General features: G+C 64.7%; 24 protein-coding genes. 11 read left to right on the top strand and 13 right to left on the bottom strand.

The window, feature by feature from the left end; all coding sequences use genetic code 11:
* Positions 1-368: 368 nt before the first annotated feature.
* Genes IVB50_RS39440 through IVB50_RS39430 form a run of 3 tightly spaced genes read right to left on the bottom strand, consistent with a single transcriptional unit; the run spans position 369 to position 3825 of the window.
* Positions 369-953, bottom strand: coding sequence for a DUF1254 domain-containing protein (locus IVB50_RS39440; RefSeq protein ID WP_018458536.1), 585 nt, complete (start codon positions 951-953; stop codon positions 369-371).
* Positions 950-1528 (bottom strand): DUF1214 domain-containing protein, encoded by a 579-nt coding sequence (locus IVB50_RS39435; RefSeq protein WP_018458537.1) that lies wholly within the window; start codon positions 1526-1528, stop codon positions 950-952. Before IVB50_RS39435 ends, IVB50_RS39440 begins: the two co-directional genes overlap by 4 nt.
* Before the next feature lie 8 nt (positions 1529-1536).
* Entirely contained in the window at positions 1537-3825 is a 2289-nt protein-coding gene (locus IVB50_RS39430; protein ID WP_085352296.1) for a PBP1A family penicillin-binding protein, read from the bottom strand.
* Positions 3826-4120: 295 nt separating this feature from the next.
* Between IVB50_RS39430 and IVB50_RS39425 the strand changes: the two genes are divergently transcribed.
* Positions 4121-4636 (top strand): YcgN family cysteine cluster protein, encoded by a 516-nt coding sequence (locus tag IVB50_RS39425; protein ID WP_026233606.1) that lies wholly within the window; start codon positions 4121-4123, stop codon positions 4634-4636.
* A gap of 155 nt (positions 4637-4791) precedes the next feature.
* Positions 4792-6372, top strand: a complete 1581-nt coding sequence (locus tag IVB50_RS39420; protein WP_018458540.1) for an MDR family MFS transporter — start codon at positions 4792-4794, stop codon at positions 6370-6372.
* Positions 6373-6378: 6 nt separating this feature from the next.
* Here the strand turns inward: IVB50_RS39420 and IVB50_RS39415 are convergent, their stop codons facing one another.
* From IVB50_RS39415 to IVB50_RS39405, 3 genes are all read right to left on the bottom strand, one after another.
* Positions 6379-8880 carry a GAF domain-containing protein gene (locus IVB50_RS39415; RefSeq protein WP_018458541.1) on the bottom strand — a complete coding sequence of 834 codons (2502 nt, stop codon included), beginning with the start codon at positions 8878-8880 and terminating at the stop codon, positions 6379-6381.
* 114 nt (positions 8881-8994) lie between these two features.
* Entirely contained in the window at positions 8995-10629 is a 1635-nt protein-coding gene (locus IVB50_RS39410) for a thiamine pyrophosphate-requiring protein (protein WP_018458542.1), read from the bottom strand.
* A 215-nt stretch (positions 10630-10844) separates the two neighbouring features.
* The gene (locus IVB50_RS39405) at positions 10845-11264 is read right to left on the bottom strand and encodes a hypothetical protein (protein WP_026233607.1); all 420 of its coding nucleotides are present in this window, start codon (positions 11262-11264) and stop codon (positions 10845-10847) included.
* Positions 11265-11462: 198 nt separating this feature from the next.
* Between IVB50_RS39405 and IVB50_RS39400 the strand changes: the two genes are divergently transcribed.
* Positions 11463-12908, top strand: a complete 1446-nt coding sequence (locus IVB50_RS39400; protein WP_247300169.1) for a hypothetical protein — start codon at positions 11463-11465, stop codon at positions 12906-12908.
* 1 nt (position 12909) lies between these two features.
* Here IVB50_RS39400 and IVB50_RS39395 read toward each other — a convergent pair whose 3' ends face one another.
* From IVB50_RS39395 to IVB50_RS39365, 7 genes are all read right to left on the bottom strand, one after another.
* On the bottom strand, positions 12910-13593 hold the full coding sequence (locus IVB50_RS39395; protein WP_018458546.1) for a class I SAM-dependent methyltransferase: 684 nt from the start codon (positions 13591-13593) through the stop codon (positions 12910-12912).
* Positions 13594-13601: 8 nt separating this feature from the next.
* Positions 13602-14597: a glycosyltransferase family 2 protein gene (locus IVB50_RS42855; protein ID WP_018458547.1), complete on the bottom strand. Its 996-nt coding sequence runs from the start codon at positions 14595-14597 to the stop codon at positions 13602-13604.
* A 175-nt stretch (positions 14598-14772) separates the two neighbouring features.
* Entirely contained in the window at positions 14773-16335 is a 1563-nt protein-coding gene (locus IVB50_RS39385) for a hypothetical protein (RefSeq protein WP_018458548.1), read from the bottom strand.
* Positions 16336-16520: 185 nt separating this feature from the next.
* Complete coding sequence (locus IVB50_RS39380) at positions 16521-16685, bottom strand: Flp family type IVb pilin (RefSeq protein ID WP_018458549.1); 165 nt, start codon at positions 16683-16685, stop codon at positions 16521-16523.
* A 192-nt stretch (positions 16686-16877) separates the two neighbouring features.
* Positions 16878-17060 (bottom strand): hypothetical protein, encoded by a 183-nt coding sequence (locus IVB50_RS39375; protein ID WP_018458550.1) that lies wholly within the window; start codon positions 17058-17060, stop codon positions 16878-16880.
* Between the two features lie 169 nt (positions 17061-17229).
* Positions 17230-17466, bottom strand: a complete 237-nt coding sequence (locus IVB50_RS39370; protein ID WP_018458551.1) for a hypothetical protein — start codon at positions 17464-17466, stop codon at positions 17230-17232.
* Between the two features lie 57 nt (positions 17467-17523).
* The gene (locus IVB50_RS39365) at positions 17524-18507 is read right to left on the bottom strand and encodes a Ku protein (protein WP_018458552.1); all 984 of its coding nucleotides are present in this window, start codon (positions 18505-18507) and stop codon (positions 17524-17526) included.
* A 233-nt stretch (positions 18508-18740) separates the two neighbouring features.
* Between IVB50_RS39365 and IVB50_RS39360 the strand changes: the two genes are divergently transcribed.
* The 8 genes from IVB50_RS39360 (at position 18741) to IVB50_RS39325 (ending at position 26999) form a co-directional block, all read left to right on the top strand.
* Complete coding sequence (locus tag IVB50_RS39360) at positions 18741-18896, top strand: hypothetical protein (RefSeq protein ID WP_007593402.1); 156 nt, start codon at positions 18741-18743, stop codon at positions 18894-18896.
* A 231-nt stretch (positions 18897-19127) separates the two neighbouring features.
* Positions 19128-19799, top strand: a complete 672-nt coding sequence (locus IVB50_RS39355; RefSeq protein WP_018458554.1) for a response regulator transcription factor — start codon at positions 19128-19130, stop codon at positions 19797-19799.
* 121 nt (positions 19800-19920) lie between these two features.
* On the top strand, positions 19921-21297 hold the full coding sequence (locus tag IVB50_RS39350) for a sensor histidine kinase (RefSeq protein ID WP_018458555.1): 1377 nt from the start codon (positions 19921-19923) through the stop codon (positions 21295-21297).
* A 158-nt stretch (positions 21298-21455) separates the two neighbouring features.
* A complete protein-coding gene (locus IVB50_RS39345; protein WP_018458556.1) occupies positions 21456-22856 on the top strand; it encodes a hypothetical protein in 1401 nt (466 codons plus the stop codon).
* Positions 22857-22956: 100 nt separating this feature from the next.
* The gene (locus IVB50_RS39340; protein WP_007593394.1) at positions 22957-23226 is read left to right on the top strand and encodes a hypothetical protein; all 270 of its coding nucleotides are present in this window, start codon (positions 22957-22959) and stop codon (positions 23224-23226) included.
* Positions 23227-23357: 131 nt separating this feature from the next.
* Entirely contained in the window at positions 23358-24473 is a 1116-nt protein-coding gene (ccmI, locus tag IVB50_RS39335; protein ID WP_026233608.1) for a c-type cytochrome biogenesis protein CcmI, read from the top strand.
* 37 nt (positions 24474-24510) lie between these two features.
* Entirely contained in the window at positions 24511-25020 is a 510-nt protein-coding gene (ccmE, locus tag IVB50_RS39330) for a cytochrome c maturation protein CcmE (RefSeq protein ID WP_026233609.1), read from the top strand.
* Positions 25017-26999, top strand: coding sequence for a heme lyase CcmF/NrfE family subunit (locus IVB50_RS39325; RefSeq protein ID WP_018458559.1), 1983 nt, complete (start codon positions 25017-25019; stop codon positions 26997-26999). The genes ccmE and IVB50_RS39325 overlap by 4 nt, the downstream gene beginning before the upstream one ends.
* The last annotated feature ends 1 nt before the right edge of the window (position 27000 follow it).

The following is a 27000-nucleotide window of genomic DNA, read 5'->3' as shown; positions in this document are numbered from 1 at the left end:
GACGCCAAACCGAGCGGAATTGAGGATTTGGAATCAGCACGGATCTTGAAGTAACAGACCGGTGCTCGGGACATCAGCGTCGCTAGTCCCGCCCCCACGGGGGACAATAGTGTTTCTCGATCATGGCACCTGCGCTCCGGCATGAAAAAACCCGCGGCGGATTGCTCCGCGCGGGTGAACTTTCGATGATGCCATTCTGCCAGTGTTTTGCCCGACGTGTCAAAGCTGAACAGCACGACGGGCAGGGATGTATCGGTTCGGCAAACGCCTAGTTGGTGCAATCAAAATGGCTAATGATTTCAATACCCCCGCTACTGTGCATGGGGTTGTTTTTCGTTTTTTTGTTTTTGCGCCGCCGAAGCCGCACCTCAGCGCCGTCCGCGCGGTGCTTCCGCCTTGGCCGGCGGCTCGGTCTGCGGTCCGCAGCTCGCGGCAGCGAGGGTTGACTGCGCTTGCGGCATCAGGCCGGGCTCGGGGGCGAGCGCCTTCATCACGATCAGGCCGGTGGTGCTGGGGGAATCGATGATCAGGCGGTCGGCGGCGGTGATCTCTTCGTCTTCGGGCAGCTCGTTGTGCTGCGGCTCGGTCATCAGGTCGAGCTCGATCACCTTCTTGCCGGCCGAGCGGTCGTTGATGGCGTAGTAGGCGATCTCGTTGCGGGTGTAGAACGACACCGACGTGTAGGCCTGGCTGACGGGGACCGTCAGCTTGATCGGCCCGTTCGACAGATCGTAGCGGCAGATCGCGAGCGCAAAGGCCGGGTCCATGAACGGCATCGGCGAGGTCTGCGGATCGGCGAGCGGAAGCTGCGTGACGGCGTTGAGTTTCGTCATCGGCGTCAGCCGCGAATAGGCGTCCTGGGTCGCGATCCGCGGCAACGCCAGCACGCTGACGAGATGGACCACGAGGCCCAGCACCACGCCGGCAACGATGGTGAACAACAGCCGGATCATGAGCAGCCCGCCGTCGTGATCGTGGGCATCGGCGCGTCGCGCTGGGTGCGCGTGGCAACGCCGACCGGGGTGTCGTAGAGCCGCAGCATCAGCGTGTAGCGTTCGATGCCGCCAGTCGGCAGCCAGTTGCCGGCGCGCGAGCGCGAGGCGATGCGGATCTCGAACGAGCCGTCGGACTGCCGCACGATCTCCTGGCTGGTGAAGCCGTAGCGCTGCAGCGAATTGGGAACGAGATGACCCTTGCGGTCATAGAGCGTCAGCGTCCAGAACCGTGCCGGCGGTGTCACGCCGGAGACCACGACGTCGCAGCGGCCGTCGAGCACCTTCTTCTTGTCGTCGGCGGTGGCGGTGAAGGCGACGCCGTCGCCGGTGCCGATAGGCAGCTCGCCGTTGCGCACGATGGTGGCGCGCGAATAGGGATCGACGTCGGCGGTGCCGGTGCGCGGACGCGCGGTCCAGGGGCCGATGGTCAGCGCGCCGATCTCGGTGCCGCGCGTCGTCGTCATCCAGGTCGCGCCGACGCCCACCACGGTTGCGAGCAGAAGGGCCGTCAATGTGATCAGGATCAGCCGCACTTGTTCGGTCAGTTCTTGCGCGGGGCGGATGCGTTCGCATTCTCTTCCGCATAGTTCTGCGGGAAGGCGAGCGCGCTCGTGGACGATGCCGGTTTGGCTTGCTTGGGGTCGGTGGCGGCCGCTTTGGCCGCGGTCCTGGCCGCGTCATCCAGCAGCTTCTCGACGCGCACCAAAACGTCGGCGCCGCGCTTGGTCAATACGGGCGGCGGACCGGGCTTGGTCTCCAGCACCTTCGGCGCCGCATTGGCCTGTGCGTTGGTGATCCGCTCGGGCGGCAGCTTCTGGCCCATGCCGATACCGGCGATCTCCCGGACCTCGACGCCCTGATGCGCCGCGAGCATGATGTCGTGCCAGGTCTGCGCCGGCAGCGAGCCGCCGGTCATGCGGTTGGTCGGCGAATAGTCGTCATTGCCGTACCAGACCGCGCAGGTGAAATTGCCGGTGTAGCCGACGAACCAGGCGTCGCGATACGCATTCGTCGTGCCGGTCTTGCCCGCGGTCGGAATGCCGTCGAGGGCTGCGCGGCGCGCGGTGCCTTCGCTGACGACGTGGCTCATCATGCCGGCCATGTCGGCGGCTACGGAGGCGGGAATCGCCTGGCGCGGCTTCGGCCCGTCGCGGTCCCAGCGCCAGACCGGATCGCCCGCGCCGGTGCGCACTTCCAGCACGGAATGCGGCGTCACTGCCTTGCCGCGGTTGGGGAAAGTCGCGTACGCCACCGCGTGCTCGAGCACGGTGACTTCGTCCGAGCCGATCGGCAGCGACGGCGTGTCGGGCAGCGGTGCCTTGAGGCCGAAGCGGCGCGCGACCTCGACGATCTTGGCGCGGCCGATCTTGGCCGGGTTCGGCGCCTTCGGCTGCTCCTTCTGGCCGATCGCGATCGACAGCTTGACGGGTACAACGTTGATCGAGCGCGTGATCGCCTGCGTCAGTGTCACCGCGCCGGAATAGGAATGGCCATAGTTCTGCGGGCACCAATTGCCGATGCAGACCGGGCCGTCGACCACGATCGAATTCGGCGTGAAGCCGTTGAGGAGCGCGGTGGTGTAGACGTAAGGCTTGAACGACGAGCCCGGCTGGCGATAGGCGTCGGTGGCGCGGTTGAACTGGCTGGCGCCGTAGTCGCGGCCGCCGACCATGGCGCGGATGCCGCCGTCGAGATCGGAGACGACGGTCGCGGCCTGCGTCGCGTGATAGTCGCGGCCGAACTGGCGCAGCTGGTTCTCGACCGCGTCCTCCGCCGCCTTCTGCACGTTGGTGTCGATCGCGAGCCGGACCACGAAGACGCGCTCAGTGTAGGATTTCGGGAAGGTGTCGACCAGCTTGCGCATCTCGTCGAAGGCGTAGTCGAGATAATAATTCGGCGACGCCTCGTAGCGGCGGTCGACCGCGAAGGCGGGGTTGCGGCGGGCGCCGAACACCTGGCCCTCGGTCATGAAGCCGGCGTCGACGAGATTGTCGAGAACGACATTGGCGCGGGCGCGGGCGGCGGGCAGGTTGATGTGGGGCGCGTATTTGGTCGGCGCCTTGAACAGGCCGGCGAGCATCGCGGCTTCGGCGAGCGTCACGTCACGTGCCGACTTGTTGAAGTAGAAATGCGCGGCGCCGTCGACGCCGAAGGTGCCGCCGCCCATATAGGCGCGGTCGAGATACAGTTTGAGGATCTCGTTCTTGGTCAGGCGCCATTCCAGCCAGACCGCGAGGAAGGCTTCGTTGACCTTGCGCTCGATGGTGCGCTCGTTGCTCAGGAACAGGTTCTTGGCGAGCTGCTGGGTGATCGAAGAGCCGCCCTGGCGGACGCCGCCGGCCTGGGCGTTGGTGACGAGCGCGCGCGCGGTGCCGGCGATGTCGATGCCGAAATGCTCGTAGAAGCGGCGGTCCTCGGTCGCGAGCGTCGCCTTGATCAGCACGTCCGGAAAATCTTCCAACGGGATCGAATCGTTGTGCTTGATGCCGCGGCTGCCGATCGGGTTGCCGTAGCGGTCGAGGAAGGTCACCGCGAGGTCGGACTTCTTCAGCCAGTCCTCGTCCGCGGTCTCGCGGAAGGCGGGGATGGCGAGGGTCAGCATCACAACCAGGCCGCCGAGGCCCAGCGTCGCGGCCTCCGACAGCGGCTCGATGAACACCCAGCGCTTCCAACGCCCGACATAGAAGCGGTCCATGAAGGTCGAGTAGCGCTCGTAGAGCTCGCGGATGCCCTTGGCCGAGGAGAACAGCGAGGAGTCGATGCGCGCATCGAGGTCCAGGAAGAAATTCCGGATCCGGGCCTTCCAATGCGGTGGTATGATCTGGCGCACCTAGAACCCTTGCGGCTTGGTTCGAAAGCGTTCAAGCACCCGGCCGGGGGCGGCATCGAGACGTCTTGCGGGAGTGTTGCGGCAAACCCAAGGCGCCCGGCCAGCGACGGTGGGGACTCGCTGTTCCTTCTAGCCGAGCAGGGCCTATAAACCAATGGTCACGCTTGCGATTTTGAACAACAGGCCTAATTGACCCCGGTTCATTACGGGCCTCACGCGGGCGTTGCTTGCAGCCCCACGGCCGCACGCCCTAGATGGCACCAACCGTAGCTCTTTCGAACTTTTGTTGAGGCGCATGACCGCAGCTCCCAAACGACCTTCAGGCCAGGAAGGATTCTTCTGGAAAACCAAGACGTTGGAAGAGATGTCGGGGCCCGAATGGGAGAGCCTGTGCGACGGCTGCGGCCGCTGCTGCCTGAACAAGCTCGAGGAAGATGGCACCGGCGACATCTATTTCACCCATGTCGGCTGCAAGCTGCTCGATGGGGTGACCTGCGGCTGCAAGGACTACGCGAATCGTTCCGACAAGGTTCCGGACTGCGTCCGCCTGACCCCGGCCAATGTCCGCACCCTGAACTGGCTGCCGCCGAGCTGCGGCTACAAGCTTGTTGCGGAAGGCCGCGACCTCTATTGGTGGCATCCCCTGGTGTCAGGCGATCCCGACACCGTGCATGACGCGGGCGTCTCCGTACGCGGACGGGTCGAAGGCAGCGAGGTCGAGATTCCGGACGATGAGCTCGAGAACCACATCGTGCAGTGGCCGGCGCAGCTGCCAAAACGGGCGCGCCTGAAGCGACGTCCGAAGGACTGATCCGCCGCACCAGGTAGATCACGTCCTCGCGATGGCCGTGGGGTGGGATGCTCCCATGCGCCGCGGTGCCTGCCTGAGAAGAACTTTGCTGTCTACATTGACTGCATAGAACGAATCCTTCGCGGTGTTGCGCCGCCTCATGGCTTCCGGTCGAGATGAACAAGTTCGAGCGGCAGAGCAGTTCTGCCGACACCCAGACATTGCCCGACGACATCGCCGAGGAATTGTCGCGCCTTCCGAGCGAGGTCTTGAGCGTCGATGACGCTCCTTCGCTCGCGCCGCCGGCGCCGCTGTCGCAGGACGAGGTCCGCACCATCGTCATCAGCCTGATGTTGACGATGTTCCTGGCCGCACTGGACCAGACCATCGTCGCCACCGCGCTGCCGACCATCGGACGCCAGTTCCACGACGTCTCCAATCTCTCCTGGGTCATCACCGCCTATCTGCTCGCCTCGACCGCGGTCGCGCCGGTTTTCGGCACGCTCAGCGACATCTACGGGCGCCGTGTGATGATCATCATCTCGCTCAGCCTGTTCGTCGCGGGCTCGGTGCTGTGCGCGATCGCTCCGAACCTGCCGATGCTGATTCTTGCACGCGGTCTCCAGGGACTGGGTGGCGGCGGCATCATGCCGGTGGTGCAGACCGTGATCTCCGACGTCGTGAGCCCACGCGAGCGCGGCCAGTATCAAGCCTATTTCTCCAGCGTCTGGATGGTCGGCGGCATTCTCGGCCCGGTCATCGGCGGCGTGTTCGCCGAGCATCTGCACTGGTCGATGATCTTCTGGATCAATGTGCCGCTCGCGGCGGCGGCGATCGCGTTGCTGCTGCCCAGGATGAAGAAGATTCCGGTGTTCCACCGCAAGCGCAAGGTCGACTGGATCGGCGGCGTGCTGCTGATGGCCTCTGCCGTCGTCTTCATGCTGGTGCTGACCTGGGGGGGCACGCGCTTCCCGTGGCTCTCGCCCACCGTGCTTGCGATGGTGGGCGGCGCTGTAGCGCTCGCGGTCACCTTCGTGTGGCACGCGCGCCGGGCGGAAGAGCCGTTCCTGCCGCTGCCGCTGCTCGGAGGATCGGTTGTGCCGTTCGGGCTGACGGCCGGCGGTTGCGCGCTCGGTGCGATCACGGGCCTCACGGTGCAGCTGCCGCTCTATTACGAGGCGGTCTATCACCTCAGCGCCAGCGAAGCGGGCCTCGCGCTGATTCCGCTCGCGGCGGTCTCGACCTGCGGCGCGGCCATCGCTGGTCGCACCATGGCGCGGGCCAAGCACTACAAGCGGGTCGCCATCGTAGGAACGTCCTGGGCAGCGCTGTGCGGCCTCGGCCTCACGTTGACGACGTTGCCGCTCTGGGCGCTGCTGACGCTGATGGCTGCGTTTGCGCTTGGCCTCGGCACCACCTTTCCGGTCTGCGTCGTCTCGGTGCAGAATTCGGTCGCCCGTCCGCAGGTCGGCACCATCACGGGCGCGTTGAACTTCTTCCGCTCGCTTATGTCCTCGTTCACGGTTGCGGCGTTCGCGGCCATCCTGCTCATCGCGCTCGGTGCCGACGTTCCGCTCGCCGGCGAGCATCACGGCGCCGTCAATGCGATCCCCGCGGACGACATGCGGCATGCGTTCCGCTACGTCTTCGGCGCCGCCACCGCGCTGATGGCTGGCGCCGCGCTCTGCCTGATCATGATGGAGGAGCGGCCGCTGGCCGGTCCGTCCACGACGCAACCCGTCGAGATGGCGGAATAAGAACCGCTAGCCGCGGCGTCCGTCCGGAAAGCTGCTGCTTCGCGGCAATCGAATCGTGAACTCGGTGAACGCGCCGGGCTCCGTCGCGACGTCGATTGTGCCGCCGTGCTGCTTCACCACGATATCGTGGCTCATCGACAATCCGAGGCCGGTGCCTTCGCCGGCCGGCTTGGTGGTGAAGAACGGATCGAACATCTTTTCCTTCACCTCGTGCGGAATGCCGGTGCCATTGTCGCGGATGCGGATCTCGATACTGTCGCCCCGGTCGCGTGTCGCGGCGATCACTACCGGCTCGTAATCGGCGGCGCCGTCATCCGACTTGCGCTTGGCGACCGCGTGGAAGCCATTCGAGATTAGGTTCAGCAGCACCCGGGTGATCTCCTGCGGAAACACTTCCGCTTGTCCGGCCGCCGGATCGAGCTCGCGCTTCAGCGTCACGTCGAACTGTGGCTTCTCGGCGCGGGCGCCGTGATAGGCGAGGTTGAGGCTCTCCTCGACCAGTGCGTTGATGTCGCTCAGCCGATGCTCGCCGCCGCCCTCGCGGGAATGCAGCAGCATGTTCTTGACGATGGAGTCGGCGCGCCTGCCATGCTGCACGATCTTCGCGAGATTGTCCTTCAACAGTCCGGTCAGCTCGTCGACCTCGCTACGAACGTCGTCCGCGAGCGGGACAGGCGCGAGCGCCGCGTTCAGCTCGTCCGTCAGCTCGGCGGAGAGCGATGCAAAGTTGTTGACGAAGTTGAGCGGGTTCTTGATCTCGTGCGCGATGCCGGCGGTGAGCTGGCCGAGCGAAGCCAGCTTCTCGGTCTGGACCAGCCGGTCCTGGGCAGCGCGCAAATCGTCGAGCGATTTGGCGAGGTCCCGGGTGCGGTCCTGCACCTCGTTGAACAGGCGCGTGTTCTCGATGGCGATCACGGCCTGGTCTGCAAAGGTCTTGAGCAGGGCGATCGCCTTGTCCGGGAAAGGACCGGCCTCCGGCCGCGTCACGCCGATGGTGCCGATCGCGACGCCGTCGCGTAGCATCGGGATCACGAGGATGCTGCGATAGCCTCGCGTCCGCGCCAGCTCTCTCATGGCGTCCGTGAGGTCGGGCTCGTTCTGCATGTCGCTGCGGAATGCGAACTCTCCGCTTCTTGCCACCCGGCTGTGAATGCCGGATGCCGACAGCGGCACCGGGAACGAATTGAGCAGCTCTTCATTGCCGGCTTCGTTGTCGGTGCTGAAGGCGGCCAGGTGCAGCAGGTCGTCGATGACGCGCGTGACGGTGGAGGAATGTCCGCCGACCAGGGACTTGGCGCTGTCGGAGATCGCCTGGAACACCGGCGTCACATCCGCGGGCGAGGCCGCGATCACCTTGAGGATGTCGGCGGTCGCGGTCTGCCGTTCCAGCGCTTCCCTCGTGGTGTTGAACAGGCTGACATTCTTGATCGCAATCACCGCTTGGTCAGCGAAGGTCTGCAATAGCCGCACGTGATGCTCGCCGAACGCGCCGGTCGCGCGCCGCGTGGCGATGATGACGCCGATCGCCGCGCCGTCGCTCATCAAGGGCGCGAACAGCATGCTGCGGTAGCCCCGGGCGCGCGCGATGTCGCGGGCTGCGGGTTCGACTTCGGTGTCGGGCAATTGCGCCGCCACACCATTGGCCACGAGCCGGTAGGGCGGGAACTGCGCGAATGGCACCGGGAACGAGGCCTGCAGCACGCGATCGCCGGCCGGATCGGTCGGCGTGAACGCCGCAAGGTGCGCCGCGCCCCCAATGTAGCGCAGCACCGCGGTGGAGAAGCCGCCGATCAGCCGGTTGGCATTGGCCGCGATGGCGTCGAACACCGGCTGTACGTCGGACGGCGAGGCGGCCATCACTTTCAGAATGTCGGCGGTGGCGGTCTGACGCTCCAGCGTCTCGCGTGTCTCGTTGAACAGGCGCGCATTCTCGATCGCGATCACTGCCTGATCGGCGAAGGTCTGGAGCAGCTGGACGTGGTCGGCTGCGAACGCGCCGGGCTCGGCGCGCGTGACGCTGATCATGCCGACTGGCGTCGCCCGATTCATCAGGGGCATGAACAGCACGCTGCGGAAGCCGCGCAGCCGCGCAAGGTTCCGATTCAGCTCCGGGACCTCCGCGGCTTCGCTATCGGGAAACTGGATCGTCTCGCCGCCACGCACCAGCGCAAAGGTCGGAAAGTCGGCAATCTTGCGCGGGAACGACGCCTTGAGCCCTTCGTCCGCCTCGGGGCTCGTTGGTGTAAACGCCACGAGGTGGAGCTCGTCCTCGATGAACTGAAGCACGGTGGCGGAGAAGCCGCCGAGCAAGCGCCGGGAGCTGGACGCGATCGCCTCGAAGACCGGCCGGGCATCGGACGGAGAGGCCGCGATGGTGCGCAGAATCCCGGCGCTGGCGTTCTGACGATCGCGCGCAATCGCGAGCTCGCTGCGAAGCTGCGCGTTCTCGGCTGTGGCCGCCTGCAACAGGCGTTTAAATTCCGCGATGTCGTTGGAAGGGGCGGTCATTCGCAATCCGGCTTGATGCCGCGACAAGCGCGGCACCGAGGCGGATTATCACATCTCCTGCGGCCGGAGCCAGCCTCCGCGACAGCGAGTTTTGCTGCCGGAATCCGGCCCGCTTCACGTGCCCGGCCGCGACACCTCGGTCTCCTTGCTGGTGATGAACTCCAGCAGCACGGGAACGCCTTCCTGCGTCTTCTGGATGCCGCGCCTGATCGCGGGGGTGATGTCCTCAGGTCTCGTCACCCGCTCTCCATAGCCGCCGAAGGCGCGCGCCATCGCGGCGTAGTCTCCGGAAATGTCGGTCGAGCGATATTTCTCGGTCGAGACCGGCATCACCTTCAATTCGATCGCCATTGAAAAATTGTTCAGCAGGATCGACATGATCGGGATGCGCTCGCGCACCGCGGTCTCGAAATCCATGCCGGTGAAGCCGATCGCGGCGTCGCCCCAGACATTGATGCAGAGCTTGTCAGGCTTTGCGAGCTTTGCGCCCATGGCCAGCCCAAGGCCGTAGCCGAGTTGCGTCGTCTTGCCCCAGCCAAGATAGGTGAGGGGCTCGACCGACTTCCAGAACGGCGAAAGCTGGTCGCGGGGGCTGCCGGCATCGTGGGTGATGATGGTGTTGCGGATGTCGACGGTATGTTGCAGGTCCCACAGCACGCGATAGGGGCTCAAGGGCGCATCATTGCTGGTGAGCTTCGGCATCCATTTCGCCAGCCACTCCTTGTGCGAAGCCGCGATCTCGGCTGCCACCGCCGACGCGTCGCGATCCGCGCTGACGGTCTTGCCGATCTCCTCCAGCAGCGCGTCGAGCACAAGCCCGGCATCGCCGACGAGGCCAATCCTGGCTTCCACGTCCTTGTTGAGATGGTTCGGATCGAGTGTGGAGTGGATGATGGTTTTGTCTTTGGGCATCGCGATGCCGAAGCTTGTTTCAGTGAAGGAGCAGCCGATGCCGAAAATGAGGTCGGCCTCAGCCAGAAACTTCGGCACGGCGCGCGGCACCGCAAGGCCGCCGGAGCCGAGCGAGAGCGGATGCGTTTCCGGGAAGGACGATTTGCCCCCAAGGCTGGTCGTGACGGGAATGGCGAGCCGTTCGGCCAGCCGCTTCAGTTGTGGCCACGCCTGGGCGTAATGCACGCCCTGGCCGGCATAGATCGCCGCGCGCTTGGCGTTGACGAGCAGGTCGGCCGCCTCCTTCATATGAATGGGATCCGCGCCGTAGCGGGTGCGCAGCACAGGCGTGTAGTTCAGCGGCTCCGGCACCTCCTCGTTCCACATGTCCGCAGGGATCTCGACGATCACAGGGCCGCCGCGGCCGTTCTTCAGCTTGGTAAAGGCGCGGCGAAAAATGTTGGCGACTTCCGCGGCCAGGATGATCGGCTCCGACGATTTCGAAAACGCCTTCATCGCCTCGCTGGAATTGAAGTTCGGCTCGATATGCGCAAGCCTGCGCTGATAGCCCATTGGCAGCACCAGTACGGGAACGGATTCGCCGTAGCATTGCGCAACGCCGCCCATCGCATTCTCCGCACCGGGGCCATGCTGCATGCAGAACGCGCCGATCGAGCGTCCCGATGTCACCCGCGAGATCGCATCCGCCATGTGGATGCCGACGCGCTCCTGCCGCACCATCACCGGCCGGATATCGGCCTTGGCCGCATGCTCGATCAGATGGTTGACCGGATAGCCGCAGAGGATCCCGATCCCCTCGCGCTTCATGATTTCCGCAATCGCGGTGCCGAGCTTCATGGCGTCTCTCTCCCTGGCGTAGGCCGGTTGCTCCGGCCGATTAGGGGAGAGAGGATCAGGAAATCCGGGGAGGGTAAAGCGCGGACGATGAGAGTCGCGGTGGGTCAGCTATGCAGCGAGTGCCATAGCCCGGATGGAGCGCAGCGCAATCCGGGGCCGTTCCACCCGGATAGACCAGTGACGAATTTCGCTGCGCTCCATCCGGACTACGACCGCTACTTGCAGCTTTGGCAGATCATCAGCTTGCGTTTCAGCGACTCGTCTTCTTGATCGATCAATTGCTCAGCGGCGCCTTTCGCACCCGGATCGGCCCTGGAGCCCTTCGCATTGCGTGACCTCACAGGCGGGACTACCTGGCTCGAGGTGTCGTTGCCGTCGCCGATACCTACGCTGAAGCCATCGTAGTCGGCAGCTGGGTTCGGCGCCGATGGAAGCCCGCCGATCACCGGCGGCGAAGCTTCTCTGATGGATGCTGCCGGCGGAGGTCTGGAAGTTTTGGCGCCCGCATGCGGCGGCGATGCATTGGGCGGAGAAAGCGAAACCGACGGCGCGGCCGAAGTCTGCCCTCTCGCGCTGTCCTGCGACCAGACGCCAACAAAGATGAGGCTGAAAGCCAAGAGCATCACGCTTCTCATCCGCATCCTTCAAGCCGCCGTGGTTCGTCGATTGACAGTGTGAAGCGTATCAGGACCCGCATGGTCGTCAAAGCGCCGCAGCCCGGATTTCGCTACCGGGAATATAGTTCACAAAGCGTGACCGGCCCGCCGCGCACCAAGCCAGGCCCTGTCAAGTCAAAGAGGAATTTAACGCTTGCGCCCTAACTTGCGCTCGCCATGAGTGACCAGGTCGTCCACAGCGAGGTTCAACCGTTTTCGGCGCGTGCGGCGCTTCCCTGGCTGGTGAGCCTTGGCGTCTATGGCCTGCTGCTGATCCTTGGACCGCGGCTGCTCAATGATCCCGACAGCTATTCCCACATCGAGGTCGGGCGCTGGATCATCGCGCATGGCACGCTGCCAGCGACCGACCCATTTTCCTTTTCGAGGCACGGCGCTCCCTGGATCACCTTCGAATGGCTCTCGGAGGTGATCTACGCCGCAGCCTACGCGCTCGCCGGCTGGCCAGGCGTCCTCGTCGTCGGCGCCGCGGCGATAGCGCTCGCCTTTGGCCTGTTCACCTTCTTCCTGCTGCGCGAGCTTTCGCCGACCCAGACGCTGCTCATGGTGATCGTGGCCGTCATCCTCTTGGCGCCGCATATGCTGGCGCGGCCACATGTACTGGCGCTGCCGCTGATGGTGACCTGGGCGGCGGCCCTGGTACGCTGCATGGATTGTCGAGGGCCTCCGCCGTACTGGGCCCTTCCGCTGCTGGTCGTGTGGGCCAATCTGCACGGCAGTGTGGTGCTGGCGCTTGGACTGATCGGCCCTGCAGGGCTCGAGGCGCTGCTCTGCGAGGAGCGTAGTGAATGGCCACGCGTATTCCTGCGTTGGCTGCCGTTCACGGCGCTTGCGGTCGCGGCGTCCTGCCTGACCCCCTACGGGCCGGAACCGCTGCTGATGCCGCTGACCACGCTCGGCCTCGGCCCCGCGCTCGGTTGGATCGCGGAATGGCGGCCGCAGGATTTCAGCCATATAGGCTTCTTCGAGCTGTTGCTGCTGGCCGGGATCTTCGCGCTCTCGCGCGGCGTGACGCTGCCGGTGGTCCGGGCCTTGGTCGTGATCGGCTTGCTGCATTTCGCGCTGGCCCAGATCCGCAATGCGGATCTGCTGGCCATGCTGGCGCCGCTCTATCTGGCGGCTCCGCTGGGGCGAAAGTTCGGCGGACCGATTGGGAAAGATGCGGCCGGCTCGTCGCGCCGCCTGAACCTGGCCGCCCTCGGTGTGTTGATTGCGGTGAGCGGGGCGACGCTGGCCCGTGATATACGGCCGGCTCCGGCCATCACCCCTCAGGCTGCCATCGCTGAAGCCAACCTCGCCGCAGCGGGGCACGTGCTCAACGATTATACCTTCGGTGGCTATTTGATCTTTGCCGGCATTCCCACCTTTATCGACGGTCGCGGTGAACTGTACGGGGGAGCGTTCATCAACCGCTACAATCGCGCCCTGGCGCTCGTCGATCTCGGCGACTTTCTCAGATTGCTCGACGAATACAGCATCGGCGCGACGTTGCTCGCGCCGGGGACGCCGGCTATAGCGATGCTGGACCGGCTGCCCCAATGGCAGCGCGTCTACAGCGACGACGTGGCGGTCGTGCACAAGCGGCGAGATATACCGCAAAGATAGATCAAGCGGTCCCGTAGGCGGCGTATTGGCCGCCGAGCGGCACGCCGCTCAGGGTCGCTTCGAGACGCCGCGACGGCTTGGTGTCGCAGGGCAGCAGCAGGAAATGGCGCGCACCGATCTCGCGCAAGCCGCCGGCAGCCATCAATTTTCGGGTTGTGCCGGCCCCGAGCAAGACGGCGTCCCGGTCGAACTCACAACGCGCGACGGCAAGACGGGTCAGCGGGTTGTACGGATTGTGCTCGATGACGCAGACGAGTCCACCGGGGCGCGTCACGCGCCGCATCTCCGCGATGAATTGCGCCCATTCCGTTGGCACGAGATGGTGCATCACGCAGACGGCCGTGACCAGATCGAAGCTGGCATCGTCGAAAGGAAAGGTGCGGCCGTCGAACTCACGGTAGTCGACCCTGCCGTTGTCAGCGCGCGCCTGCGCCAGGCTGGCCGACGAGACGTCGATGCCGCTCAAGCGGCCGACCATGCCGTGCAGCAGTGGATGAAGGCTGCCTACGCCGCAGCCGACGTCCAGCATGTCGGGCCTCTCCGTGTCGAGCCGCTGCGCGATCAGGTTGCCCAGCAGATCGGCCTTGGCGCGCATGAAGAAATGATGCGGCAAGCCGGAGAAGTCGATCGAGGATTGGACCACGTCACGGTAGTTGTCGTGATAGCCGTCGAAGAGCTCGGTCATGCGCTGTGTCACTCGTTGACGGCGTGGATCGCGGGTGCGGCTGCCGCCTCGTTGCGGTCGAAGCCAGCGCGGGTCTGCACCACGTAGAGCGGTCGACGTTTCACCTCGGCATGGATGCGGCCGACGTAAAGCCCCACGATACCCGTCATCAGCATGTTCATTCCACACAGCAGGGACATGACGACCATCGTCGAGGACCAGCCGGTCACGAGATGACTATCGTTGCTGAGCCACAACAGGATCACCCAGCCGCCATAGAGCAGTGCCAGACCTGAGACCGTCAATCCGCACCAGATTGCCAGGCGCAAGGGCAGATCGGAAAAGCCGAGCGCGGCGTTCATCGCGAGCCGCAGCATCTTGAACAGCGGATATTTGGTCTCGCCCGCTGCTCGCTCGAGGCGGTGGAAGGTGACCTCCGCCTGCCGGAAGCCGAGCCAGGCGATCATGCCGCGTACGAAGCGGTCCTGCTCCGGCATCTGCCGAAGCGCGTCGAGCACCTTGCGATCGATCAGGCGGAAGTCGCCGACGTCGGCGGGGATGCCGACCGAGGACATCCTGCCGAGAAGCCGGTAGAACAGATGCGCGGTCGCGCGCTTGAATCGGCTTTCGCCGTCGCGCGACAGGCGGCGGGCGTGGACGATGTCGTTGCCTTCCTGCCATTTTGCGATCAATTGCTCGATCACTTCGGGCGGATCCTGCAAATCGGCATCCATGACGATGATCGCTTCACCTTGCGCGGCGTCCATGCCGGCGGTGATGGCGATCTGATGCCCGAAATTTCGCGACAGGCCGATATAGCGAAAGCGCGGGTCGCGCGTGGCGAGTGCCTGTAGCACGATCGAGCTGGAATCGCTGCTGCCGTCGTCAACGAAGATCGCCTCTGCCGGCCCGTCGAGCCGGGACAAGACGAGGTCGAGCCTGCGCAGCAGCACCGGCAGCACGGCTTCCTCGTTGAACACGGGGATGACGAGGCTGTAGCGGATCGACTGGAAATTGGCCGCCATGCGAGAGAGTCCAACTCGTTGCAGGAGCGGAAGTCTATGCCGGCGGTGGTTAAGGTCGCCTTGCCACAACCATTAAGGATATGGGGCACCGCGGTGGCTTCCAAAAGGCGGGTGCAGATGGTGATGCCCGATTAACCACGCTGGGCAGCCGCGGCTTCGGCCTAGGACTTGCGGTCTAGGACTTGCGGCGGATCTTGTAGAGAACAAATCGCTCAGAGGTGTCCAGCGCTTCCAGCAGATCCGGCAGCGGGTTTGCGGCTCGCGGCCCGAGGACATAGAGATAGTCGAAGTCCTGATGCCAGGTGCGGACGAACGGCGGAACGCCTGCCGGCGGCCGGCTTGCCGCAATCGCGGTAAGCACGCCCAGCGGCACCGGCCCCCCGTAGGGAATGGCAAGACGGCGCACGTCCTCGCGTGGCCGCACGGGCTGCTTGCCCGCTTCCGTGAATAGATTGGGCACGAACGCGTTGGCATAGTGCACGGCCAGCGTAGGTGCATAGTACATCGGATATGAGGTGAGGTCGGCGAAGGGCGGGTCTCCATTGTCGTCCGTGCTGGCGACGAGGATGCGCGAGCCGCGATCGATCTTGTGGAACGACTCGACGATGGCCGCATAGTCGGTGCGGTAAGGCAGCCACACCGTGAGCACGACGGCGAGATTGATCAGTATGACGCCACTGATCGCGGCGAGCGCTGCCATTCTCCACGCCCGGCTGGGCAGCGTCAGCGAGCAGAAGGCCGGCAGGATCAGAGCCGCAGCGGGAATGACGCGCAGGTCGACGAACGAGGTTCCGAACAGCTTCGAGGGAATGACGACGTAGAGCAGCGCGAAGCCGATCGCGAGCCAGGTCCCGGCTGTTTCGAGCTTGAGGACGCCGCGTCTTGCGGCGAAGAACAGCGAGACCATCAGCGTAAGCCCGGTCGCCGCTGCGATTGTCAGATTGTAACCGTTCATGATGCGCAACGGCCAGATCGGCTTGAATCCGATGAACCAGCTCGTTCCTTCGCTTCCGATCGATCCCGCGGTCATGCGCATGATCCCAAAGAGGGCAAGCGCCGGTATGGCCAACGCGCCGAGCCGCGCGGCGGCGACCCCGTACGACCTTCGCCCATGGCGGATGCGCGAGAGCTCGTAGACGCCGAGCGTCGCGCCATAGACGCCGAGGGAGAAGAAATGTGCTGCAAACAGCGCTGCGACGAAGACCATGTTGACGACGAAACGCAGTGGCCATGGGCGCTCCGCGAGCATCAGATAGACGGCGATGCCGCAAAGAGCGAGGCCCAGTCCGAACTCGAAATTCACGAAGCCCCAGCTGAACGGCAGACAATAAAGGAAAGCGAGCGCCGCAAAGCCGGCGAGATGGACCCGTCCCTTCCGGGCCCATTCGAGCAAAAGCGCGCCTCCGACGATCAGCAATTGGCTCAGGAGCAGAAACAGGCGCGTGGCGTTCTCGACGTTGATCAGCCGCGCCATTTGCGGGACCAGCAGATCCATTCCAAGGTTGGGATAGAATGCCCAGGCCACTTCGTAATACGGATTGGCATTGGGAGTGCCGTTCTGGCTCAGAATGTACATCCGGGCGAGATGATTGGGATAGTCGACCATCGCGGGGATAGCGGTCAGCAGCACCGGAAGAAACGACAGGGCCGCCAGGACAGCAAGAACGCTGATCGGCGTCGATCGGTCCGAGCCAAGACGAGCCCAGATTGTCGAGGTCGGCTTGTCGGAAGGAATCATGTCATAGGGCCGCTAGAGTTTGAGCTTACGCTCTACGACAGCGCAACCGCGCGACACAACGCCAATAATGCGAACTTCGCGAAAATCAAACTGGGGTCGCCGCCGCATCGGAAGGAGGAGCCTATCATCCGGCGCGCTGCACGCGGATTCGTGCTGATGCGATTGCGGCGCGCCGGCTATGCCGGCTACTTCATCGCCGCGCTGATCGAGTTGAATTTGCTGCTCAGGAGTGCGCTGCCCGTGTTGTTCACGGCCGTGATGATCGCGAACGCGATGCCGGTGGCGATCAGACAATACTCGATGGCGGTGGCACCATTTTCGTCGGCAAGAAATGACTTGAGCAAAGTCATCGTCAACTCCTGTTCATCCGTCCAACCTAGGCCGGTGCCGTTTTCGGAATGGTAAATTGATTCACTAAGTTTTCGTGAGCGCGCCAAAACGCAGGGCGGATGGTCCTCACCTGCCGTTTGATATGGTGACATCGATTGACTTAAGGTTTCGTCACCCAATTCGGACGCATTTGGCGATGTCGTCATCCCGTCTCAGGACGAGATCTGGCGTTCCGGTGCGGCCTTGCTGGAGCGTTTCAGCACTATCGCCAGACGTCCGACCAGATAGCTGACCACGGACGGCTGCGCTCGCGCGGAGCTGCCGGCCAGGCTTTCTTCCTCGGCCGCGTCGTTGACGATGCCGATGTAATTCTTTCTGGCGTCCTGCTGCTTCACGAGCCTGCAACCCCGAGTTCAATCGAGGGGCGACGATGCTGCGCTGAGCGGGAAGCGTCGGTTAATTTTGTCTTCCGTAGGATTACGTGCCCTCCGGCCGCAGGCAGACGCTGAAAGCGCGGCTTGACTTAACGGATTGTTGAGCCTGTTCTCGAGCGGGGCGCCCGGCTCACTCGCGCCGACCGTCCGCATTCAGCGCCCGCAACACCGCGATGCGGGCGAACATCATCCAGCCGCCGCCGGTCTCGGCCGCGTTGATCAGGGTTTCGATCGCGGTCTGCCAGTGGCTCGCATCCTGCGTATCCTCGGGCAGTCGCATGATGTGATCGGCAGCTTCTTGCAGCGTCCGCAGCTTGCGCCCGCCACGTAACGAGATGGGTTCGTCGAACGCGGTCGACCAGGGCATGTCAGGTCGGCCGATCGACGAGGGGCAGCATCACGGCGTCGGCGCTGTGCGATGCCGCTAGCCGGCCTTCTTCGCCCGGGCCGGCGCGCGCACCGGCTTGTCCGCCTTTTTGGGAGCGGCTTTCGCAGCAGTGTCCTTGCCGCCCTTGCCGGTGATCGGCAGCAGCATCTCACGCTGGCCTTCGACGCGCTTCTTCGGCTTCTTGCCCTTGACGGCGTCCTTGGTCACGTCCTTGGCCACCTTCGCCGCGGGGCCTGCGTCCTTCTCGTTCGCGATGCTCTTCTTCAGCGCGTCCATGAGGTTGATAACGTTGCCGCTGGTCTTGGGCGCGGCCTTTGCTGCGATGGGCGCGCCGCTGCGCTTCTTGTTGATGAGGTCGATCAGTGCGGTCTCGTAATGGTCCTCGAACAGCTCAGGCTCGAACGCGCCGGACTTCTTCTCGACGATGTGCTTTGCAAGGTCGAGCATGTCCTTGGTCAGCTTCACGTCCTGGATGTCGTCGAAATAGTCCTTCTCGCCGCGCACCTCGTAGGGGTAGCGCAGCAGCGTCCCCATCAGGCCGCTCCCGAGCGGCTCCAGCGCGATGATGTGCTCGCGGTTGGTCAGCACCACGCGGCCGATCGCGACCTTGTCCATGCTCCGGATCGTCTCGCGGATCACCGCAAATGCGTCGTGGCCGACCTTGCCGTCGGGCACGAGATAGTAGGGGCGGATCAGATAGCGGCTGTCGATGTCGGTCTTCGGTACGAACTCGTCGATCTCGATCGTGTGGGTGGACTCCAGCGCGATGTCGTCGAGCTCGTCCTTGGTGACCTCGATATAGGTGTCGGTGTCGACCTTGTAGCCCTTGACGATGTCCTCCGAAGTCACCTCGTCACCGGTCTCGGCGTCGACCTTGAGGTACTTGATCCGGTGGCCGGTCTTGCGGTTTATCTGGTTGAACGAGACTTTCTCGGTATCCGAAGTGGCCGGATAGAGCGCGACCGGGCAGGTCACGAGCGACAAACGCAGAAAACCCTTCCAATTGGCGCGGGGGGCCATGGGCTACTCCAAACGCAACGGGGACAGAAGACGAAGATACCATCGGGGAACACCGAATCATAGCAAGGCGGATCGCTGAATCTTGCAACTGCGTTAATCGGCCGCCCGGCGCGCGGTTGCAGCCCGATCCGGCTGCAAAAACCGGAACATCATATCCGATCATGCGTTGCCACTGGACATTCGCCGCGAGGAGTCGCGGCCATCCGATGCGACGGCCAGAAATTGAGGTCACCATGGCAACCACGCGAGACCAACGTCAGATCGTGGAAACTCCGACGGAGGCGCGCCAGGGCGAGCCTGGGCCGTCGGTGGCGGCGCTGCTCGCCATATCAACCGGGCTCGCGATCCTGATCCTCGCGGTCATCTGGTTCGTGTTCTTCCGGACCTGATCGGCAGATCGACCGGACGGTTTGCACCTTCCGACTCGCCGCGTAACGCGGCACATTGCGCCCGCCATGCCGTCGGTTCGTCCGGTGGCATGGCGGGCGCAGTGCGTTGACTGCGAACTGGTCGGATATGACCAAAAAGTAACGCGGCCGGTTCCCCGGTGTTCATATTCAGTTCACGCCGGAATTGCTCATCTGTGCAGGTGTTCATGCGGCCTAATTCTGGAGAGAAGCGTGCGCCTGCTCGTCGTTGAGGACGACCCCGATCTCAATCGCCAGCTTACCAAGGCGCTGACCGACGCCGGCTATGTCGTCGATCGCGCCTTCGACGGGGAGGAGGGGCATTTTCTCGGTGACAACGAGCCCTACGATGCCGTGGTGCTCGACATCGGCCTGCCGAAGAAGGACGGCATCTCGGTGCTGGAGGCCTGGCGGCGCAACGGCCGCACCATGCCGGTCCTGATCCTCACCGCGCGCGACCGCTGGAGCGACAAGGTCCAGGGCTTCGATGCCGGTGCCGACGACTATGTCGCAAAGCCGTTCCACCTGGAGGAGGTGCTGGCGCGGATCCGCGCGCTGCTGCGCCGCTCCACCGGCCACGCCCAGAGCGAGCTGACCTGCGGCCCCGTCACGCTCGACACCAGGACCGGCCGGGTCAGCGTGTCGGGTAATCCCATCAAGATGACGTCGCACGAATATCGGCTTCTGGCCTACTTGATGCACCATTCGGGGCGTGTCGTGTCCCGTACCGAGCTGGTCGAGCATCTCTACGACCAGGACTTCGACCGCGACTCCAACACGATCGAGGTCTTCGTCGGCCGCATCCGCAAGAAGCTCGACGTCGACATCATCCAGACTGTCCGTGGCCTCGGCTATCTCCTGACCCCGCCGGCCCCCGGCGCTTGAAGCGCGGTGTCTCGAACTATCTCGTCTAGACGTATCTTGGCTTGACGGGCGGCGCAGCAGGGGCCTTGTTCGGGTCATGAGTTCCGACGCCATGCCACCCCGCGCCTCCGGGATCATTCCGATGCCCGCCAGCTCGCTTGCGAACCGCCTGTTTCTGTCGGCGACCGCGTGGCTCGTCGTGATCCTGGCCATCACCGGCGTGGTGCTGTCGTCGGTCTACAAGAACGCCACCGAGCGCGCCTTCGACCGCCGGCTCAATCTCTATCTCCGCACGCTGATCGCCGAGGTCGCCACCCCCGACGAGCCGCCGGACCGCCAGTTCCAGTCGCTCGGCGAGCCCTTGTTCGAATTGCCGTTGTCCGGCTGGTACTGGCAGATCACGCGGACCGACACCGAAAAGCCGGAGGTGCGCTCCTCGCGCTCGCTCTGGGACAAGAAGCTGCCAAAGCTTGAAGAGCAGGGCACCGAGCTCACAGCCGCGGGCATCCGGATCGCTTATGTCGACGGTCCAGAGGGACAGAACCTGCGCATGGTGGAGCGGCCGGTCGATCTCGGCGCGGACGGCAAATTTCTCGTCAGTGTCGCCGGTGACGACACCGAGATTTTCGACGAGACGCGCAGTTTCGATTACTACCTCGGCGGCACCTTCACCGCGCTCGGTATCGTGTTGCTGCTGACCACCGTGTTTCAGGTCCGCTTCGGTCTCGCGCCGCTCAAGCGCATCTCCGAATCCATCGCCGACATCCGGTCCGGGCGGGCGGAGCGGCTCGAGGGCGAGTTCCCGGTCGAGATCGCACCGCTGGCGCGCGAGACCAACGCGCTGATCGACGCCAATCGCGAGATCGTGGAGCGCGCGCGCACCCATGTCGGCAATCTCGCCCACGCCATCAAGACGCCGCTCTCGGTCATCGTGAACGAGGCCGGCGCGCATGCCACCGATCCGTTCGCGGCCAAGGTGATGGAGCAGGCCGACGTGATGCGCGACCAGGTCGCCCATCATCTCGAGCGCGCGCGCATCGCGGCGCGGGTCTCGGTCGTTGCGACGGTGACGGAGGTGGCACCGGCCATCGAGGCACTGCGGCGGACCATGGAGAAGATCCACCGCGGCCGCGGCATCGTGGTCGAGGCCGAGGCCGATCCGTCGGCGAAATTTCGCGGCGAGCGGCAGGATCTGGAGGAGATGGTCGGCAACCTCGTCGACAACGCCTGCAAATGGGCGGCGTCGCGGGTCTTCATCGAAGTTCTGGCGGAAGCGCCGCAGCAGGCGAGCATCGGTCCGCGGCTGCATATCATCGTCGACGATGACGGCCGCGGCCTGTCGGAGGCCGAGCGCACCCAGGTCTCACGGCGCGGCCAGCGGCTCGACGAGTCCAAGCCCGGATCGGGCCTGGGACTGTCGATCGTGACCGAGCTCGCTGCGCTCTATGGCGGCAGCCTCTCCCTCGGCCGCGCACCGACGGGGGGCCTGCGGGCGGAGCTGGTCCTCCCCGGAATATAATCCCTTGTTCCGACGCGACTATTTGGCTTGCGGCACCCCGATCCGGACGAAACCAGGGGTATTCGGAGCGACTTCCTAAACGGCTTCTTAAGTGGCCCCACCTATGATCGAGGAGGACGGATCCCACGTCCGCCATTTACCGTTCATTACCCGGGCGCATGAGCCAGACATCGATCGAGCGGCTGAGGGACTATCTCGCGCAGCTCCCGCCGCAGGCGCAGGCGCTGCTGATGCGAGAGTTCGAGCGTGCGCTCGAGCGCGGCCAGGACACGGCCGTGGCAACCCTCGTGCTCGATCAGCTGCGCAAGATTGTCCGCAAGACGGAAGCCGACGAGGCCGCACCGCCGCGTACGGACGATCTGTCGCGGCTGCTGTTCCAGGTGCTGGAACCATTCCTCGTCGAAGCAGGCGCTCCGATCCGGGTCGGGCAGGTCCGCCGCTCCTCGCTGGCTCCGATCTGGCAATGGCTCGGCCGCGACGGTGCTCCGGACAAGCTGAAGGAACTCGAGGCGGCGCTGGCGCGCACGCCGGCCGACAGCGCAGGCCAGGTCGAAGCGCTGACCTCGAAGCTCCAGGCGGTCGCTGCGGATGCCATCTTCGAGCTGACGGGGCCGGGCGGGGGCGACAAGTCGCGTGCGCTCGCACGCGTTGGCCCGCCCAACGTGATCGAGGACTTCTATTCGAGCGGGGCGGTGCTCGCGGTCCGCGACGCCATTGCCACCTTGAACGAGAAGCTGCCGCGCTCTTTGCGCGCCTTCGGCGATGCCCAGATCGCATCGGTGACTGCAGCGCTCAACATTCCCGTCCTCCAGACCCCGCAGATGCTGCCCTTCGCGCTCTCCATCGTCGTGCAGCGGATGACCGCGCCGTGGCAGATCATCCGCCTCGCCATCAAGATTGCCGCATCCGACGACGAGATCCGTGTTGCGGCAACGCCCTATGGCGTCGCCGTCACGATCGCGCTGCATGATCTGTCCTGCGTGGCGGCCATCCTGCGCATGGACATCAAGCGCGGCCATTTCGACAATGTCGCCGCCAATCTCAAGACGCTGCACGACGGCGTGCGAGGCCTGCGTACCGAGCTCGACCTGCGCAACGATTCCGCCTGGGGCAAGCAGTTGACCTCGATCCGGGCCGACATCTCTAACGCGCTGCAATCCGAGATCGACAGTGTTCCCGGCCGCGTCCGCCGCATCCTGCGCCAGCGCGCCGAGAAGGACATTCCGCCGGGCGCGCGGATCGACAGCACCGAGGTCGAGGAAACCGTCGCGCTGATCGATTTCGTCGCCACCTGCCGCAATTATGCGAGCGAGCTTGCGATCAACGAGGTGACACTGCGCACCTATTCCGACCTCCAGCAATATGTCGAGCGTTCGACTGAGCAGCTGGTGCAGTCGCTGCGCGGCGCCGATCACAAGGTCCGCACCTATCGGCAGCAGCAGGTGCAGGCCGCGATCCGCTTCTGCCAGGTGCTGTTCGGCGATGATTATGCCTCGCTGATGAGCCGCGCCGCGGAGAACGCGGCCACGGGCGAGCGCAAATCGTCGCGCGCTAGCTGATCCAGGCGCATATTTCAGTAGTCACAATTTCAGGTTGACGGTGTCGGTGGCTGGCCCTACGGTCGCCGTGCAGGTTTTTTATATTTCTATCTGTGGGCGCATGAAATCCGTTATCAGTTCCATCGAAATCGAGAATCGCGTCGTTGTTGCCAAATATCAAAGGCTGATGGTCGGCGCGAAGGTGGTGCTGGTCGAGAAGGCAAGCGGTCGGCAGCTTCCTGAGACCGTCACCAGGGTTGCATCACCCGTTCCCGTCGGGGCGTTGCGCATCAGATTGCCCGACGCTATCGAGCCGGGAACATATTTCCTGAAGGCCTTCAACGGGCATGGCGAGGACGCCGCTCAAAGCGCGGACTTCGAGATCGGCTAAGCCGTTGGATTTTCACCATTTCGGGACTGTGCGCGGTCGCGCCGAATTGACAATTGTCAATTGCCGCATCGTCCGGCCGTGGTGTAAAGCGACCTGTGGGCGCGGCTTGCGCGCTGCCGGAAGCTTGCCAGATGATGCTATGGTTCGTGTTCGCGCTGATGACGGTCGCGGCGATCTTCGCCGTGCTTTTGCCGCTCGGCCGTAGCGGACGCGCGCAAAATCAGGGCAGCGAGGTCGCGGTCTACAAGGACCAACTCGCCGAGATCGAGCGTGATCTTGCCGCAGGGCTGATCGCCGCGCCCGAAGCCGAGGCCGCGCGCGTCGAGGTCAGCCGCAGGCTGCTTGCCGCGGCCGGCAGCGAGCCCGCAACGGCACCGAAATCCAGCCTCAAATGGCGCCGCGCGGCGGCCGTGCTGGCGCTTGCCGGCCTGCCGCTGGTTGCGATTGGTGTCTATGTGCCGCTCGGCTCGCCCAGGCTTCAGGACTTTCCACTGGCGCAGCGGGAGCGCGGATCCGGGTCCGGCATGGCGCAGTCGCTCGAGAATCTGGTCGTACAGGTCGAGCAACATCTGGAAAAGAATCCGACCGACGGGCGCGGCTGGAACGTGATCGCGCCCGTGCTGGAACGGCTCGGTCGCTTCGACGACGCCGTGCGCGCCTATCGCAACTCGCTCACCTACAATGGCGAGAGCGCGGAGCGCCGGTCCGATCTCGGCGAAGCGATCTCGGCCGCCGCCGGCGGCGTCGTGACCGCCGAAGCCAAGACCGAGTTCGAGCGCGCGCGCGCGCTCAGCGCCGACGACCCCAAGGCGAACTATTTTCTCGGTCTCGCCGCCGAGCAGGACGGCCGCAAGGCCGATGCCGCCAATATCTGGCGCGCGCTGCTGGCGAAAGCGCCGGCGGATGCGCCGTGGCGACCTCTGGTGCAGACCTCGCTCGCGCGGGTCGGTGGCGGTGGCGCGACGATGCCGGCGCTGTCGGATGAGACCCTCGCAGCTTCCAAGGACATGAAAGAGGTCGATCGCAACGCGATGGTTCGCGGCATGGTCGAACGGCTCGCCACGCGCCTCAAGCAGAACGGCGACGACGTCGAGGGTTGGCTGCGCCTGGTGCGCGCCTATCTCGTCATGGGTGATCGCGACAAGGCGGTGGGGGCATCGACCGATGCCCGCCAGGCGGTTGCCAACGATGCAGCACGGTTGCGCCAGCTTGATGAAGGCCTCAAGACACTCGGGCTCGACGGATGATGATGTCAGGACGAGACGGGCAGGGAATGGATACGCCATGACGCGCAAGCAGCGACGTATGACCATCATCGGCGGCTCGCTTGCCGTGCTCGCCCTCGCGGCCGCGCTGGTGCTCAACGCTCTGCGCGATTCCATCGTGTTCTTCTCGACGCCGACCATGGTCGCCGAGAAGCACGTTGCGCCCGGCAAGCGGTTTCGCCTCGGCGGCCTGGTGCAGCCCGGCTCGCTCCAGCGCGGCGACAATCTCGCTGTGACCTTCGAGGTCGCCGACGGCGGCGCAAAGCTTCCGGTCGCCTTCAAGGGCATTTTGCCCGATCTGTTCCGCGAAGGGCAGGGCGTCGTCGCCGAAGGCGCGCTCGATGCTGACGGCGTGTTCAAGGCCGACACCGTGCTCGCCAAGCACGACGAGACCTACATGCCAAAGGACGTCGCCGATGCCCTGAAGAAGCAGGGGCACTGGAAGGATGATTACGGCGCCAAAGCTTCCGACGGCGTCAAGCCCGCGGCCACGACCGCGCAGGGCAATCCGCAGGGAGCAGTTCGGTGATCGCGGAGTCAGGACATTACGCGCTGGTGCTGGCGCTCGGACTGGCACTGATCCAGTCCATCGTGCCCCTGATCGGCGCGCGGCTGCGCGATGACGCGCTGATGAATGTGGCGCGCTCCACTGCGCTGGCGCAGCTTCTGTTCGTCGGTGCGTCGTTCATCGCGCTTGTGATGCTGCACGTGGAGTCGGACTTCTCCGTCGTCAACGTCTACGAGAATTCCCACTCCATGAAGCCGCTGCTCTACAAGATCACTGGCGTGTGGGGAAACCATGAAGGCTCGATGCTCTTGTGGGTGTCGATCCTCGCGCTGTTCGGCGGATTGGTCGCGGCCTTCGGCAACAATCTGCCGCTGTCGCTGCGCGCGCACGTGCTGGCCGTACAGGCGTGGATCGCCAGCGCCTTCTATCTCTTCATCCTGGTGACCTCCAACCCGTTCCTGCGCATCACCAACCCGCCGATCGAGGGACGCGATCTCAATCCGGTGCTTCAGGACATCGGTCTCGCCGTGCATCCGCCGATGCTCTATCTCGGCTATGTCGGCTTCTCAATTTCGTTTTCCTTCGCGATCGCGGCGTTGCTGGAGGGGCGGATCGATGCCGCCTGGGCGCGTTGGGTGCGGCCGTGGACGCTGGTCGCCTGGATCTTCCTGACGCTCGGTATCGCCATGGGCTCGTACTGGGCCTATTACGAACTGGGTTGGGGCGGCTGGTGGTTCTGGGACCCGGTCGAGAACGCCTCGCTGATGCCTTGGCTTGCCGGCACCGCGCTGCTTCATTCGGCTCTGGTGATGGAGAAGCGCAACGCGCTGAAGGTCTGGACCATCCTCTTGTCGATCTTGACCTTCTCGCTATCGCTGCTTGGGACCTTCCTGGTGCGCTCGGGGGTCATCACCTCGGTGCATGCCTTCGCGACCGATCCAACCCGCGGGGTGTTCATTCTCCTGATTCTCTGCCTGTTCATCGGGGGCAGCCTGTCGCTGTTCGCGGGGCGCGCGACGTCGTTGAAGCAGGGCGGCCTGTTTGCACCGATCTCGCGCGAGGGTGCGCTGGTGCTGAACAATCTGCTGCTCACTGTGGCCTGCGCGGTGGTGCTGTTCGGCACGCTCTATCCGCTGGCGATGGAGATGCTCGCCGATTTCAAGATGTCGGTCGGCGCGCCGTTCTACAATCTCACCTTCGCTCCGCTGTTCACGCTATTGCTGCTCGCCGTGCCGTTCGGGCCGATGCTGGCGTGGAAACGCGGCGATCTGCTAGGCGTCACCCAACGCCTGCTGGCGGCCGGCGTTGCCGGGCTTATCGCCGTCGCGATGGTCTGGGGCTGGGTGCGCGGCGGCAGCGCGCTCGCGCCATTGGCAATCGGACTTGGCGTCTTCGTCATTGCCGGCGCCGTCACGGATCTGGCCGAACGAACCGGCTTGTTCCGGCTGCCGTTCGCGACGACGCTGCATCGTGCCCGCGGTCTGCCGCGCTCGGCCTGGGGCTCGGTATTTGCGCATGCCGGCCTCGGCGTTGCGCTGATCGGAATCGTCTGCGAGACCACCTGGAACAGCGAATATATCGCGACGATGAAGCAGAACGACGTCGCCCATGTCGCCGGCTATGACGTCAAGCTGGACGGCCTGTTTCAGCGCCAGGGACCGAACTTCCACGAGATGATCGCCGAATTCAACGTCAGCCACGACGGCGAGATGCTCAGCGTGATGACGCCGTCCAAGCGCAGCTTCACCACCCGCGGCTCCTCGACCACCGAGGCCGCGCTGCTGACGCGCGGCGCCAGCCAGCTCTACATCTCGCTCGGCGACGCCACTGCCGAAGGCGCCATTGCCGTGCGCATCTATCACAAGCCGCTGGTGCTGCTGATCTGGTGGGGACCGGTGCTGATGGCGTTCGGCGGCGTGCTATCGCTGTCGGACCGGCGCCTGCGAGTCGGCGCGCCGAAACCGGCGCGTGCCAAGCAGCGCCTGCAGCCGGCGGAGTGAT

The organism is Bradyrhizobium sp. 87 (assembly GCF_023073015.1).
GTDB classification, from domain to species: Bacteria; Pseudomonadota; Alphaproteobacteria; order Rhizobiales; family Xanthobacteraceae; genus Bradyrhizobium; species Bradyrhizobium canariense_D.
This window is presented reverse-complemented; position numbering and strand designations above follow the sequence as displayed.

Bases quoted from the DNA above. Each gene is read 5' to 3' on its own strand.
- IVB50_RS39440 (WP_018458536.1), bottom strand. From the start codon at position 953: ATGATCCGGCTGTTGTTCACCATCGTTGCCGGCGTGGTGCTGGGCCTC.
- IVB50_RS39425 (WP_026233606.1), top strand. From the start codon at position 4,121: ATGACCGCAGCTCCCAAACGACCTTCAGGCCAGGAAGGATTCTTCTGG.
- IVB50_RS39420 (WP_018458540.1), top strand. From the start codon at position 4,792: ATGAACAAGTTCGAGCGGCAGAGCAGTTCTGCCGACACCCAGACATTG.
- IVB50_RS39415 (WP_018458541.1), bottom strand. From the start codon at position 8,880: ATGACCGCCCCTTCCAACGACATCGCGGAATTTAAACGCCTGTTGCAG.
- IVB50_RS39410 (WP_018458542.1), bottom strand. From the start codon at position 10,629: ATGAAGCTCGGCACCGCGATTGCGGAAATCATGAAGCGCGAGGGGATC.
- IVB50_RS39405 (WP_026233607.1), bottom strand. From the start codon at position 11,264: ATGAGAAGCGTGATGCTCTTGGCTTTCAGCCTCATCTTTGTTGGCGTC.
- IVB50_RS39400 (WP_247300169.1), top strand. From the start codon at position 11,463: ATGAGTGACCAGGTCGTCCACAGCGAGGTTCAACCGTTTTCGGCGCGT.
- IVB50_RS39395 (WP_018458546.1), bottom strand. From the start codon at position 13,593: ATGACCGAGCTCTTCGACGGCTATCACGACAACTACCGTGACGTGGTC.
- IVB50_RS42855 (WP_018458547.1), bottom strand. From the start codon at position 14,597: ATGGCGGCCAATTTCCAGTCGATCCGCTACAGCCTCGTCATCCCCGTG.
- IVB50_RS39385 (WP_018458548.1), bottom strand. From the start codon at position 16,335: ATGATTCCTTCCGACAAGCCGACCTCGACAATCTGGGCTCGTCTTGGC.
- IVB50_RS39380 (WP_018458549.1), bottom strand. From the start codon at position 16,685: ATGACTTTGCTCAAGTCATTTCTTGCCGACGAAAATGGTGCCACCGCC.
- IVB50_RS39370 (WP_018458551.1), bottom strand. From the start codon at position 17,466: ATGCCCTGGTCGACCGCGTTCGACGAACCCATCTCGTTACGTGGCGGG.
- IVB50_RS39365 (WP_018458552.1), bottom strand. From the start codon at position 18,507: ATGGCCCCCCGCGCCAATTGGAAGGGTTTTCTGCGTTTGTCGCTCGTG.
- IVB50_RS39360 (WP_007593402.1), top strand. From the start codon at position 18,741: ATGGCAACCACGCGAGACCAACGTCAGATCGTGGAAACTCCGACGGAG.
- IVB50_RS39350 (WP_018458555.1), top strand. From the start codon at position 19,921: ATGCCCGCCAGCTCGCTTGCGAACCGCCTGTTTCTGTCGGCGACCGCG.
- IVB50_RS39345 (WP_018458556.1), top strand. From the start codon at position 21,456: ATGAGCCAGACATCGATCGAGCGGCTGAGGGACTATCTCGCGCAGCTC.
- IVB50_RS39340 (WP_007593394.1), top strand. From the start codon at position 22,957: ATGAAATCCGTTATCAGTTCCATCGAAATCGAGAATCGCGTCGTTGTT.
- ccmI (WP_026233608.1), top strand. From the start codon at position 23,358: ATGATGCTATGGTTCGTGTTCGCGCTGATGACGGTCGCGGCGATCTTC.
- ccmE (WP_026233609.1), top strand. From the start codon at position 24,511: ATGACGCGCAAGCAGCGACGTATGACCATCATCGGCGGCTCGCTTGCC.